This window comes from Arthrobacter sp. B2I5 (assembly GCF_030816735.1).
Classification (GTDB): Bacteria; Actinomycetota; Actinomycetes; order Actinomycetales; family Micrococcaceae; genus Arthrobacter.
The window spans coordinates 321,910-334,327 of record NZ_JAUSYF010000001.1; the positions used below are offsets into that span (position 1 = coordinate 321,910).

11 protein-coding genes are annotated in these 12,418 nt (G+C 67.4%); 5 read left to right on the top strand and 6 right to left on the bottom strand.

The features are described 5' to 3' along the window. Window positions 1-64 precede the first annotated feature (64 nt). Both QFZ60_RS01480 and QFZ60_RS01485 read right to left on the bottom strand, forming a co-directional pair. The gene (locus QFZ60_RS01480; RefSeq protein WP_307087511.1) at window positions 65-2,707 is read right to left on the bottom strand and encodes a Tat pathway signal sequence domain protein; all 2,643 of its coding nucleotides are present in this window, start codon (window positions 2,705-2,707) and stop codon (window positions 65-67) included. A 138-nt stretch (window positions 2,708-2,845) separates the two neighbouring features. Then, a complete protein-coding gene (locus QFZ60_RS01485) occupies window positions 2,846-2,995 on the bottom strand; it encodes a hypothetical protein (protein ID WP_307087513.1) in 150 nt (49 codons plus the stop codon). 212 nt (window positions 2,996-3,207) lie between these two features. Here QFZ60_RS01485 and QFZ60_RS01490 point away from each other — a divergent pair, with 212 nt between their 5' ends. Beyond that, window positions 3,208-3,819, top strand: a complete 612-nt coding sequence (locus QFZ60_RS01490; protein WP_307087515.1) for an NADPH-dependent FMN reductase — start codon at window positions 3,208-3,210, stop codon at window positions 3,817-3,819. A gap of 93 nt (window positions 3,820-3,912) precedes the next feature. On the opposite strand, the gene QFZ60_RS01495 is transcribed toward QFZ60_RS01490, so the two are convergent. Further along, the gene (locus tag QFZ60_RS01495; RefSeq protein ID WP_307087517.1) at window positions 3,913-4,389 is read right to left on the bottom strand and encodes a sensor histidine kinase; all 477 of its coding nucleotides are present in this window, start codon (window positions 4,387-4,389) and stop codon (window positions 3,913-3,915) included. 169 nt (window positions 4,390-4,558) lie between these two features. Here QFZ60_RS01495 and QFZ60_RS01500 point away from each other — a divergent pair, with 169 nt between their 5' ends. Continuing rightward, window positions 4,559-5,311, top strand: coding sequence for a ZIP family metal transporter (locus QFZ60_RS01500; protein ID WP_307087519.1), 753 nt, complete (start codon window positions 4,559-4,561; stop codon window positions 5,309-5,311). Here QFZ60_RS01500 and QFZ60_RS01505 read toward each other — a convergent pair. Both QFZ60_RS01505 and QFZ60_RS01510 read right to left on the bottom strand, forming a co-directional pair. Beyond that, window positions 5,289-6,008, bottom strand: coding sequence for an ABC transporter ATP-binding protein (locus tag QFZ60_RS01505; RefSeq protein ID WP_307087521.1), 720 nt, complete (start codon window positions 6,006-6,008; stop codon window positions 5,289-5,291). The two genes, QFZ60_RS01500 and QFZ60_RS01505, sit on opposite strands and share 23 nt — an antisense overlap. Window positions 6,009-6,036: 28 nt before the next feature. Continuing rightward, entirely contained in the window at window positions 6,037-7,140 is a 1,104-nt protein-coding gene (locus tag QFZ60_RS01510) for an FtsX-like permease family protein (RefSeq protein WP_307087522.1), read from the bottom strand. 166 nt (window positions 7,141-7,306) lie between these two features. Between QFZ60_RS01510 and QFZ60_RS01515 the strand changes: the two genes are divergently transcribed. From QFZ60_RS01515 to QFZ60_RS01525, 3 genes are read left to right on the top strand one after another with little or no spacing between them, the layout of a single operon-like run. After that, a complete protein-coding gene (locus QFZ60_RS01515; RefSeq protein WP_307087524.1) occupies window positions 7,307-8,626 on the top strand; it encodes a sensor histidine kinase in 1,320 nt (439 codons plus the stop codon). Next, entirely contained in the window at window positions 8,619-9,278 is a 660-nt protein-coding gene (locus QFZ60_RS01520) for a response regulator transcription factor (protein WP_307087526.1), read from the top strand. The genes QFZ60_RS01515 and QFZ60_RS01520 overlap by 8 nt, the downstream gene beginning before the upstream one ends. 55 nt (window positions 9,279-9,333) lie before the next feature. Next, the gene (locus QFZ60_RS01525; RefSeq protein WP_307087528.1) at window positions 9,334-10,947 is read left to right on the top strand and encodes an AMP-binding protein; all 1,614 of its coding nucleotides are present in this window, start codon (window positions 9,334-9,336) and stop codon (window positions 10,945-10,947) included. 95 nt (window positions 10,948-11,042) lie between these two features. Here the strand turns inward: QFZ60_RS01525 and QFZ60_RS01530 are convergent, their stop codons facing one another. Beyond that, window positions 11,043-12,203 carry a rhamnogalacturonan acetylesterase gene (locus tag QFZ60_RS01530; RefSeq protein ID WP_307087530.1) on the bottom strand — a complete coding sequence of 387 codons (1,161 nt, stop codon included), beginning with the start codon at window positions 12,201-12,203 and terminating at the stop codon, window positions 11,043-11,045. Window positions 12,204-12,418 lie beyond the last annotated feature (215 nt).

A 12,418-nucleotide genomic window follows, 5' to 3' on the forward strand; every position in this document is an offset into this window, starting at 1 on the left:
GAAAACCGCGACGGCGGCACCCGGGTGGGTGCCGCCGTCGCGGTCTTGTAGGGGGCTGGCAGCGTTAATCCAGGTACTGGCCCACCAGCGCCAGGTTCTGGATGACTGCGAGCCCGAACTGGGCGGTGTCATTGGTGGAGACGGTGGGTGCTTCATCCACCGGTAGCAGCACGTGCGGCGGCTCGATCCTGCGGAGCGTGAAGGCGGATTCGTGGTTCAGGTGCTCGCCGCCTTCGGCAAAGCTTTGCCACGCCCGGGCTGCCAGATCGGGATCATTCAGCTTCGCCGCCGCGTAGGCCGTCAACCGGCTGTGAGCCTGGGTGAGGTAGATCCCATCGAGCGGCTGGCCCACGGCGTCCACCTGTTCCTCCTTGCTTGCCAGGAAGAGGCGGCAGTACTGCAGCCACGCCCGCTCGAATTCCGGATCGTCCACCAGGTCCACCAGTTCGCTGCAGATCTCCACCAGGCCGAACACGGCGCTGAGGTGGGAAACCGAGATCATTTCCCGGCCCGTGTCGAACCGGCCCTTGTCCAGGTGGTACAGCGCTTCACCCGTGAGGAATCCGTACTTGAGTGCGCCGATGTCCGCCATGGTGCCCAGCAGCCGGTCCCGGGACCGCGGGTTGCCGGTACGTTCCCAGTCCGTCAGCCAGGTGGCGGCGAGTGAGCCCCAGTCCGTCCCCAGGCCCACGCCGAGTGCTTCACGGTTGGGACGGTAGGTGGCGGCGTCGGGCCGGACCTTGCGGACCGGGTCAAGTCCCAGGAAGTTCTGGTCGCTGTCCACCAGCTCGGTGAGCAGGTCCCCGGTGCGCTCGTCCGCTGTGAGGTAGTAGTAGAAGCGGCGGTAGGCGGGCGTGCTGATCCGCAGCTGCTTGGCGCTGCAGCCCCAGTGCTGGACATTGTGCCGGGAACCCAGCCCCTTCCAGGGGCCCAGGTGGTAGACGTCCACCTCGCCCGTGTGCCGTGTCATGGCCTCGGCAAAGCGGAAGATATCCGCCCGGCCGGAGCGCAGGTAGGAATACCACAGCCACAGATCCGGGGAGAGCTCCGAGTTGTCCCACGCGTAGCCGCCCACGTCATACCGCCACACGTGCCGGTCAAAGTCGTAGGTGTGCATCACGTCGCCGTAGTTCCAGAAGCCGTACCAGCGCCGCTGTTCCACCTGTCCGGCGTAGAAATCGAACAGGAAGTCCAGCCGGTCCTCCAGCCGTGCCCGGGCCGGCGTGCTGCGGTCCACCGGATCCCAGTCACCGAAGACGCCCGCCGCGTGCAGGTATTCCGGTGTGGCCTGCAGGAGGGCGGGGGTGGAGGCGGCCCCAGCGTCGGCGGCGAGGCTTACGGTGGTTGGGGTCGCTTCGTAGGCGAACAGGGTCAGCTCATGCGTCCGGGCGATTCCGGTGGGATTGCCGAAGCCCGGCTCGTAGTCCTCATACGTGATCTCCAGGCCTTCGAGCTGCTCCTCGAACGTGTCCTGGCCTAAGCCGTCATGGTAGAAACGCAGGTCCATCGGCTGCGCCTCGGGAGAGTAAAGCCAGGCGGTCAACGATGCTTCATCCGTGCCCGCGCCGCGGATGTCCAGCTGGCCCGGGTGGGACTGCCAGAAATTCTTGATACCCACACCCAGGCCGCCGCGGGTATCGCTCAGGGAGCAGAAGCCCGCGGCGCGGGTGCCCCCGGAGATCCCTACCCACCCGTGGCCGGCGGCGGTGCGCTTGCGCAGCTCGAATCCATCAGCGCTGAGCTGGCTGAGGGTGTAGTCGCCCCAGGCGGGGATCAGGTGCAGGCGGTTTGCGACTTCCGGATTCCAGGTATCCGCCGGCGGAGTGGGGCGGCCGGCGATCTGCGCCTCCCGCACCTCCGCTCCCGGGTCCCTGCGGAGCCCGGTAAGGCCCCGGACCGCTTCGGTGAGGAATCCTCCATCGGCGCCCGCGATCCGGATGTGCCGGTCATGCAGGTCGGCCTCAAGCGGCACGGCGAAGCGGACGCCCAGCCCGGCCAGGAAATCACGGTCCGCGTCGCCGTCCCAGACGAACGAATGCACCATCCGGACGCTGCGGGCGTTGGCGTGGAAGTAGAAGCGGACAACAAACGGCAGCCAGTCCCGCCTTCCGCTCTCCGGCGCGTCCGCGCGGTGGTGGCCTTCAAGCCGCACAACGACACGCACGGGACCGCTTTGCTCCAGCACCACGGCGTTGACCCCACCGGTGAAGGCGTCCCTGCCAACCGTTCCCGCGGCCTCGGCAACGCTGTCCTGCACCAGGCTGACCAGCCGGCCGTCCCGGGCAACTTCCCGCCCATTCCGGGACAGGCTGCTGAACAGGGTGGATCCGCTGCGCTTGATCACCATCTGCAGGACCCCGGTGTCCACGGTGAGAGCACCGGCACCCTCGGTTACCGTGACGGACCCACCGCCCGGGGACGGATGGCCGGCGGTGAAGACCGTGCCGCCGTCGGCCGTCACGTGGTAGCTGGCCGACGGCGTATCCGTGGCCGGGAGCGCGATGCCCGCCCACTTCAGGGAGCCGTCCGGCCATGTTGCCAATGGCCAGGCCTGGCTGGGGACCGGCGTGCCGCTGCTGTCGGCAACAGCCAGGGCATCCGTGCCGGGCACGGTCCCGCGCGGGAACGGCATGCCCCACGTGGTCCCGCCGCTGATTTCCGCCGGTGCCTGTCCATCGATCCACCTGATGAGGGTGCTGTCCGTCATGTCATCCAATTCCACTGGTGATTGCTGCGCAAAGATGTCCCAACCAAAGCGGGAAAGCGCTTTCTCGATTTGAACTACAACGTAGTAGACCAGTGGCGTGGGTGCAAGGGGGTGTTAATAGGCGGAAGCCGGGAGGGGTTACTTTTTGGCGTCCCCGTCGTCGTCCGGCCCCTCGGCCGGGTCCTGGGGGTGGGCGCGGAGATCAGTGGGGTCCGCGCCCGGATCGCCTTCGGCAGGCGCCTGGTTGTGGATCCGGTCGTCGTCGTCCTTTGCGGGATTCTCGGTCATGGCTGCTCCTCGTGGCGGTGTTCACGGTACCCCTCATTCAGCGCCCCGCTCCCTGACCTGTCAAGGACCTGCCGCGGCCGGGCTTGTTGTGCTGGACTGGTGGCGCAGTGGGGAACCAGCAGCCGTTTCTTTGCCACCGGGCCTGGGTACGGCACCATTTCCAGCCCAAACCAAGCAAGCCGGCGCGGCCCGGCTGTTGGAAAGGATCACTCATGGCAACGTACAAGATTGGATACTTCGTGGGCAGCCTGGCGGCCGGCTCCATCAACCGGACCCTGGCCAAGGCCCTGATCAAACTCGCCCCCGAGGACCTGGAATTCACCGAGATCCCCATCAAGGACCTCCCGCTTTACAGCTACGACTACGACGCCGATTTCCCGCCCGAAGGCCGCGCCCTCAAGGAAGCCATCGAGGCCGCGGACGGGATCCTGTTCGTGTCCCCGGAGTACAACCGCTCCATCCCGGGAGCCCTGAAGAACGCCATCGACTGGGGCTCCCGCCCCTGGGGAACCAACTCCTTTGCCCGCAAGCCCACCGGCATCATCGGAGCCTCGCCGGGCAGCATCGGCACAGCGGTGATGCAGTCCTCCATGCGGGCGGTCCTGAGCTTCCTGGATGCCCCGCAGCTGAATGCCCCGGAGGCGTACGTCAAGTACGATCCCGCGGTTTTCGAGGACGACGGCGAGGTCAAGGACCAGTCCACCGCCAAGTTCCTCAGCCACTACATGGAGGAGTATGCGGCCTTCGTGGCCAGGGTCCTGGCCGCCAATGCGCCAGGCCATATCGGCGACCTGGAGCCGGACGCCGCCAAGCTCTCCCGCTGATTCCCGGACTGTCTTCATACGGCATACGGATGCCCGCCGTCCCAGCAACGGCGGGCATCCGAGTCTATTGGGCCGGCACAGTGCGCCGGCGGGTCAGTCCAGCGGCAGCGTCACCGTCACGCTGGTGCCCTGGCCGGGAGTGGAATTGATGTCCATCGCACCGCCTGCTTCCTGAACGGCCACCGCCATGAGCCGCAGGCCGTACCCGTGGTGCCGCCCGCACGTGGCGAGGTTGCTGTCGAAGCCTGTGCCGTCGTCGGCCACTACCAGGCGGATGCCATGGTCAACGGCCGCCAGCTGGATGTTCAGCGTGGATGCGGACGAGAACTTGAACGCGTTGCTGAGTGCCTCGCGGGCGGACTGGTACAGGAGGGACGCGCAGTCCGCCGGGATCTCGACGCCCCAGTGCGGAGTATCCCAGTGGACCGCGGTCCCGCGCTGCCGCAGGGGTGCGGTGAGCCGGTCGATGCAACCGGCGAGCCCCAATGCGTGGAAATCCAGCGGCTGCTTGTCCGTCAGCACGCCTCCCACGGTTGTGACCCCGTTGTCCAACACTGTTCTGCTTCCCATGACGCCCTGCTCCCCACAAGCTGGTTTGGTCCTATGGCTTCAGCGTGGACCTGTAAGGTCTAGGGATCGCAAGGTTTGCCTCAAGATCGCATCAATTCTGCGCGTGGATGGTGACGGGCTGCACTGCCGCCCTTTGTTTCAGCTCCGCCGCACTGGGGACGGAAGACGTATGCCTGCTTGGTTGATGTCACTTGTCTGGGGCACCGGTGCCGGTGCGGCCCTTGTCCTGGGAGCTGCCGTGTCCTGGCGGTGGTCCATCCCGTCCAAAATTGTTTCCACGATCATGGCCTTCGGCGCCGGCGTGCTGATCTCCGCGCTTGCCTTTGAGCTGGTGGACGAGGCCGTGAAGGGCGGCGGTCTGTGGCCCACGGTGGCCGGCTTCCTGGCCGGTGCGGTGGTGTACGTGGGCGCCAACATGCTCCTGGCTCGGGCTGGCGCCAAGCACCGAAAGCGGTCCGGGGACCAGCAGCCCTCCGAGAAGGACGATCCCGGCAGCGGTACGGCCATAGCCGTCGGCGCACTGCTGGACGGCGTTCCGGAATCGGTGGTTCTGGGCGTCGGCCTGCTGGCCGGGGGAGCGGTGAGTCCTGCAATGCTGGCGGCCGTCTTCATCTCCAACGTGCCCGAAGGCCTGTCCGGTACGGCCGGCATGAAGAAGGCGGGCCGGAGCAGGGGTTACGTGTTCGGGCTCTGGGGCGGCATCGCAGTCCTGAGCGGGCTGGCCGCGCTGCTGGGCTACGTGACGCTGGAAAACGCGCCGGACGAGCTGGTCGCCTTCATCACCTCCGTTGCGGCCGGCGGCATCCTGGCGATGCTGGCGGACACCATGATTCCGGAGGCCTTCGAGGAGCACCACAACCTCACCGGGCTGACCGCTTCTGTGGGGTTCCTGACGGCGTTCACGGTGCACCACCTGGGGTAAGGGCCGGGACCGGTACCGTCAGCCGTCCGTCCCGCATGGTGGCCACGGCGTCCGTCAGCGGGACGAACTCGGTGTCATGCGTGACCATCACCGTTGCCACCCTGAACTGCGTGGTCACCTGGCGCAGCAGGGCGATGATCGAGGTGCTGCGCTCGTGGTCCAGGGCGGCGGTGGGTTCGTCCACCAGCAGCACCTTGGGACTGCCCATGAGTGCCCGGGCGATGTTCACCCGCTGCCGCTGCCCGCCGGAGAGCTGGTGCGGCAGCTTGCGGGCGCCCGCGGAGAGGCCGACGACGTCCAGCAGTTCCGTTGCCTTGGCCCGTGCCGCCTTGACGGGTATTCCGCGCAGGTGGTCGCCGATGATGAGCTGTTCGACGGCGGTGAGCGACGGCAGCAGGTTGGGTTGCTGGAAGATGATGCCCACTTTGTCCCGGCGAAGGGCGGTGAGCTCCCGGTCCTTGAGGCCGGCGGTATCGGTGCCGTCGATGATGACCTGCCCGCGGGTGGGGCGGACCAGGGTGGCGGCGGCAGCCAGGAGGCTTGACTTGCCGGAGCCCGAGGGTCCCACGAGCGCCACCAGCTGCCCGGCGTGGGCGGTCAGGCTGACCCGGTCCAGGGCCGTGGTGGTTCCGCCCCCGTCCGGATATTCGAGGGTGACCTTGACCAGGCTCAGGGGAGCGGGAGTGGAGGAGGACATAAGGGTGTTCCTTTCGGGAAGTGAGGGGTCAGTTGCCGCCGAGCGCCAGGAGCGCATCGACCTTGGTCACGCGGCGGACGGCCAGGGCGGCACCGGCCAGGCCCAGGGCAACAATCCCGACGACGGGAAGCACCGTGGTGCCCGCGTTCAGCAGGAACGGGGCAGCCTGGGCGGCCAGGGAACCGGCGGCCACGCCAACGGCCCCACCCACTCCAGCGCCCGACAGCAGGACGATCGCGGCCTGCGTCATGGCGTCGCGCAGGATGTAGGAACCGGGAGCGCCCATGGCTTTCAGCACGGCGATGTCCCGGGTGCGCTGGATGGTCCAGACGGTCAGGAAGGCCACGATCACCAGGGATGAGATCCCGTACAGGAAGGCCTGCATTAGGGTCAGGGAGCCGTTCTCGCTCTTGAAGGAACCCAGTGCCTGGAACGATCCCGTGCGGGACTCGCTGACCGTATGCGCAGCTGCGTTGGCCGCGGCCTCGTCCACCGTGGCCCCGTCCCCGTAGGTGACGGCGACGACGGTAGCCAGCTGGCCGCCGTCGGACACGTGCGCAGCCTTGGCCCACGCGGGCAGCGCCGTCCACACCACGCTGGTGTGGGCATACCACTGGTCCGGAACCACGGCGGCGACCGAAAGCTCCACGCCTCCGAAGGACACCCTGTCCCCCTGGCCCACGGACAGGGCCTCCGCAACGGTTGTGCCCAGGGCGGCAGTTCCGGCAGATACGTCAACGGGCGACAGCGAACTGCCCGGCGAAACACCGAAAACCGCCACGTTGGCCGTCCCTGAGCCACCGGCCGCCTGGGCCCGGGTCTGGGTAATTCCCAGCGGCTCGGCGGACTCCACGCCAGGCTGGTTCCGCCAGCCCTCCACCTGGGCGGCGGTCACGGAGCTTTCCGTGTAGGACGCCTTGGGGGTGGCCGAACCGGGGGCGCCGAAAGCGATGGTGTCCACCGGTTTGGCACCGGCCGCACCGAGCTTGCCTATGGCGGACGTGGACTGCTCGGCAAGGCCCGCCGTCAGGCCGGACAGCATGACCAGCAGGAGGGTGATCAGGGCTACGACCCCGCCCATCATGGCGAACCGGCCTTTGGCGAAGCGGATATCGCGGATTGCCAGGAACACGTTGTTTCTTCTCTCAGCAGGGGTGGTTTCTTCTGTCCTTCCACTTTCCCGGGAACGGCATCGAGTGGCATCGCGGGGACGGTTGATCCGGCGGCGTGGAAAGGTTGATCCCGGAGTCAACCTTTCGGTTGATCCCCGGTGGGCGGTCCCGGCATAAGCTGAGGGAATGCCTGCCACGCCCCTGCCGCGAACACTGGAAAAGACCGGCGGCATCCCGGCGAAGGGGCCGCTGAATGCCTTGGAAAATGCCTCGTCGGCAGCCATCCTCCGGGTCCTGCGGGTCACCCTGCATACGGGGTTCGCCGTGCTGCTCGCTGTGGCACTGGTCCGGATGCTGATGGCCGGGGGTCCGCTGCGCTGGCTGTTGGCGACCGCCGCCGTCGTCCTGGCTGCTGTTTACCTGGCCGGAACGGTCCTTGAAAAACGCCATGCCGAAGCGCGCACCGGGTTTAACCCCCGCCGCTACGGGCTGCTGTGGCTGGGCCTGGTCACGGGACTGTGGGCGTTCCTGCTCGCGGGCAGCGCCGACTTCGCCTGGCTGGCCTTCCCCATCTTTTTCCTGCACCTCCACCTGCTGCCCCGGCGGGCCGCGCTGCCGGCGATCGCGCTGATGACCGTGGCGGTGGTCGCGTCCCAGTGGGCTGCCAGCGGTACTCCGGTGCCCCACGCCGCAGCCGTGGTGGGGCCCGTGCTGGGTGCGGTCTTCGCGGTGATTACCGGGCTTGCCTATTCGGCCCTGTACCGGGAAGCAGAGGACCAGCGGCGTGCGGCGGTCGAACTGCGCCGCACCCGGGAGGAACTGGCCAGGTCCCAGCACGAGGCCGGCGTGCTGGCGGAGCGCGAGCGGCTGGCCCGGGAAATCCACGACACCCTGGCGCAGGGGCTGTCCAGCATCGTGCTCCTGGGGCGGGCGGCGGAGCAGTCGCTCACGGACGGTGATACTGCCACCGCTTCCGCCCGCCTGGCGCTGGTGCAGCAGACCGCCGCGGACAACCTTGCGGAGGCGCGAAGCTTTGTCCGCGGCCTGTCCTCGCCGCAGCTGGAGGGGACCACCCTGGTGGAGGCCCTGCGCCGGCTGTGCGGCACCACGGAGACCGGCGCCGTGGCCGCAGGGGTGGCGCTGCGGTGCCGGCTCGAGGTGGACGGCGAGCCGCAGGAGCTGCCCCAGCCGGTCCGCGTCACCCTGCTGCGGGCGGCCCAGGCCAGCCTCGCGAACGTCCGCGAACACGCCCGGGCCGCCTCCGCCGTCGTCACCCTTGCCTTCCTGGGCAGCGAGGTGACCATGGACATTTACGACGACGGTGCGGGCTTTGATCCCGCTGCTGCGGCCGGTGCCACGGACGCAGCGGACGGCAGTGGGTTTGGGCTGCGCTCGCTGCGGGAGCGCGTCAACGCACTGAACGGCTCGCTGGCAGTTGAATCCGCGCCGGGAGAGGGCGCCGTGGTGGCCATCCGGCTGCCGCTGGACGGAAGACCGCGTGGGTGAAGTCCGCGTCCTGCTGGTGGACGACCACCCCGTGGTCCGTGCCGGGCTGCGGGCCATGCTCACCGGATTCGAGGGCATCTCCATAGCTGCCGAGGCCGCCGACGGCGCGTCTGCGCTGAAGGAACTGGCGCGGCTGCGGACGCTTGGCGAGGCGCCGGATGTTGTCCTCATGGACCTGCAGATGGGCGATGGGATGGACGGGGTCACGGCCACCGCACAGATCCGGAAGCTCGCTGCACCGCCGCCGGTGCTCATCCTCACCACATACGACACCGACGCGGACATCCTGGCCGCCGTGGAGGCCGGGGCCAGCGGCTACATGCTCAAGGACGCGCCGCCGGAACAGCTGCGGCAGGCCGTCCTGCAGGCCGCGGCGGGCGGCACCGCCTTGGCGCCCCGTGCCGCTGCCCTGCTGATGGAGCGGATCAGCAACCCCGGCACCTCCCTCACCCCGCGCGAAGTGCAGCTGCTGGAACTGCTGGCCACCGGCCTGTCCAACCGCGCCATCGCCAAGCAGGTCTTCATCTCGGAGGCCACGGTGAAGACCCACCTGGTGCACATCTACGGCAAGCTCGGCGTGGATAACCGCACGGCCGCCATCGCCGCGGCCACGCAGCGGCGCATCATCCGGGCGCCGGGTTCCAAGGGCTGACTGTGCAGTAGGTTTATTCCACTGCCCCCAGATCGCATTGTTCAAAGGAGAATGAATGTCCCGTCCGGTTCCAGCCGTTGATGCCCTTCTTGCCACTTACGGTGCTCCTGATGCCTGCGCGGCCGAACTCCTGTGCGACAGCCACGATCCCAACGGTGTTGCCTTCACGGTGGTTGCCGCCGACCTCACCGCGGAGGACATCACCTACGGCGAACTCCGGGAGCGCTCGGAACGGGGAGCGGCTGCCCTGGCAGAGCTGGGGGTGGGTCCCGGAGATGCGGTGGCCACCCTGATGGGGAAATCGGCTGACCTGGTGGTCATGCTCCTGGCCATTTGGCGGCGCGGGGCTGTCCATGTGCCGCTGTTCACTGCCTTTGCGTGGCCGGCCATCGAACTTCGCCTCACCGCCTCCGGCGCAAAGGTTGTGATCACTGACGCCGACCAGCGGGCGAAGATCCAGGAAACCACGGCCGTCGTCGTGGTTGCCGGTGCAGAAGCATCCGGGCCGGACCTGGCGCTCGCGCCGCTCCTGGCCAGGCAGCAACCGGGAATCGCGGCTGAAGCTGTGGGAGGTGACGGTGACCTGGTGCTGATCTTTACGTCCGGCACCACGGGCGCCCCCAAGGGAGTGCCGGTGCCCGTCCGGGCGTTGGCCGCTTTCCGCCAGTACATTGGAGTGGGCCTGGACGTCAGTGAAGAGGATGTCTTCTGGAATGCCGCAGATCCCGGCTGGGCATATGGCCTCTACTACGGGATTCTGGGGCCCATGGCGGCAGGACGGCGCAACCTGCTGCTGCGGCCGGGATTCTCGCCGGAACTCAGCTTCCAGGTGTTGGAGAGGTTTTCCGTCACCAACTTCGCGGCTGCTCCCACGGTGTACCGCACCATGCGCGCAAAAACAGAGGCCGGAACGGGACCCTTCCGGCTTCGGCGTGCCTCCTCCGCCGGCGAACCGCTGACCCCCGAAGTGATCAGCTGGGCCCGCGAGGTGCTGGGCGTTCCCGTCCGGGACCACTACGGACAGACCGAACACGGGATGATGATCATCAACGCCTGGCATGACGAGGTCAGGACGGAGCTCAGGCCAGGATCCATGGGCCGGCCCCTGCCGGGGTGGAGCTGCGCGGTCCTCAAGGACAACGCCGATGAACCGGCCGGGCCGGGTGAACTGGGCAGGGTTGCCGTCAACGTGGCCGAAAGTCCCATGATGTGGTTCAGGGGCTACCGGGACGCCCCGGACAAGACGGCCGAAAGGTTCAGCGCCGACGCCAAGTGGTACCTGACCGGTGACGCGGGCATGGTGGACGCGGACGGCTACTATTTCTTCTCCTCCCGGGATGACGACGTGATCATCATGGCCGGATACCGGATTGGCCCTTTCGATGTGGAGAGCGTCCTGGCCACCCATCCGGCGGTCCTGGAAACTGCCGTGGTGGGCGCCCCCGATGAACTGCGCGGAGAAGTCCTGGAGGCCTATGTCGTGCTGGCGGAAGGGACCAACGGCAGTGATGCCCTGGTGGCCGAACTCCAGACCATGGTCAAGACACAGTTCGCCGCGCACGCCTACCCGCGCCGCATCCACTTCGTTAAGGACTTGCCCAAGACGCCGTCGGGGAAGCTGCAGCGCTACATCCTGAGGCAGCAGCGGGCCGCGGAAGCGGGCAGTTAAACAGGACAGGAAAGGACGACGGCGGTGCGTGGCACCCATGGTTCCGAAACCATGGGTGCCGCACATCGCCGTCGTGGTTCCTTTTGTGGGTCCCGTCAGGCCACCCCGCCCAGCAGGCCCTGCCTGGTGAGGTCGGCGGTGACCAGGCGGGCCAGTTCAGCTGCACCTGCCCGGTTGGGGTGCAGGGTATCGCCGGTCATGAACAGGGCGAGCGTGGCGTCGGGCCCGATCCCGGTGAAGTAAGCGGAGGACAGGACGTTCAAGTCCACCAGCGGCACGCCTTCCTCCTGCGCCAGGGCAGCTGTGGAGTGCCGGTACCAGCGGTTGACCGAACTGTGGATCCCGTCCACGAAGTCGGTTGCCCGGCCCTGCGGCGTGACCAGGACGGGGGTGGCGCCCGTGGCGGCCACCTGGCGGACCATGTCGCGCATGATCTCCTTGAACTCCGTTTCGGTGGTGGTGTTCTTCGCGGCGGTGTCGTTGATGCCCATTTCGAGGAGGAACAGGTCGCCGGGCTTGATGTACTGCAGGATGGCCTCGAGTTGGCCGTCGTTGCGGAAGCCGCGGGCGATCTGGCCGCCTGTGGCCATGTTCCGGATATCGAAGGCATCCCGGTCCACGAACTGCGGGAGCATCTGGCCCCAGCCGCCCTGGACGCTTGTTTCCAAGGGGTAGTAGTTGGCCACTGTGGAGTCGCCGCCCACCCAGATGGTGGGATCCATCTCCGGGTGGCGGGACACCTTTTCAATTTCCAGCGAGCTCAGGGTGAAGGCCGTTCCCACCTTGCCCTCGGTGACCAGCAGGTTCAGCTGGCCGTCCGTCACCGGGATCTCAAAGGAATCCGTGGCACCGTTGCCGGTGAGGTTCATGGCCTGGAAAACCCCTTCAGCCGCGATGCTGGCCCGGAAGGTGTCGCCCAGGGTGACCGTGACTTTGTACAGGCCCTCCTTCAGATCCACGTTGAACGTATTGCTGCTCTTGGTGCCGAACTCCAGGAAACGGACGGCATCGCTGCCCGCACCGCTGCCCGCACCGCTGCCCTTTGCCGGGACATTGACCATGTGTTCGGGCGTGTTAAAGCCGTAGCGCCTCTCCGGGCTGTACGCGTCCGCTGCGCTGACCCCGGTGTAGCCCTGCTCCACTGGACCCGCACCGAAATCGAAGCGGTAGTTGCTGGGATCGGCATTGGCTGCGGGGGCGGACACCGTGAGTCCCGCGCCTGCGGCCAGCGCGGCCACAGCGAGGGAACGAGCCACTCGCCTATGGAACCTTGATCGGAAGGTGGGGGGTTCTGCTGTCACGTTCATCTCCTTTGATGGGGGTGGACTGAGTCCATAACGGCGTAGTTGTATCGATTCAAAAAATGGCCCTGAGTAACGGGTCGCCTGAAGCGTGGCGGTGTGGGGATTGGCATGCTGCCGCTGTTACAAGATTTGTAACAGCGCTAAACGTTCGGAGTCAAGAGAATTTG

Coding starts and splice junctions, on each gene's coding strand:
- QFZ60_RS01480 (WP_307087511.1), bottom strand. CDS start 2,707: ATGACGGACAGCACCCTCATCAGGTGGATCGATGGACAGGCACCGGCG.
- QFZ60_RS01485 (WP_307087513.1), bottom strand. CDS start 2,995: ATGACCGAGAATCCCGCAAAGGACGACGACGACCGGATCCACAACCAG.
- QFZ60_RS01490 (WP_307087515.1), top strand. CDS start 3,208: ATGGCAACGTACAAGATTGGATACTTCGTGGGCAGCCTGGCGGCCGGC.
- QFZ60_RS01495 (WP_307087517.1), bottom strand. CDS start 4,389: ATGGGAAGCAGAACAGTGTTGGACAACGGGGTCACAACCGTGGGAGGC.
- QFZ60_RS01500 (WP_307087519.1), top strand. CDS start 4,559: ATGCCTGCTTGGTTGATGTCACTTGTCTGGGGCACCGGTGCCGGTGCG.
- QFZ60_RS01505 (WP_307087521.1), bottom strand. CDS start 6,008: ATGTCCTCCTCCACTCCCGCTCCCCTGAGCCTGGTCAAGGTCACCCTC.
- QFZ60_RS01515 (WP_307087524.1), top strand. CDS start 7,307: ATGCCTGCCACGCCCCTGCCGCGAACACTGGAAAAGACCGGCGGCATC.
- QFZ60_RS01525 (WP_307087528.1), top strand. CDS start 9,334: ATGTCCCGTCCGGTTCCAGCCGTTGATGCCCTTCTTGCCACTTACGGT.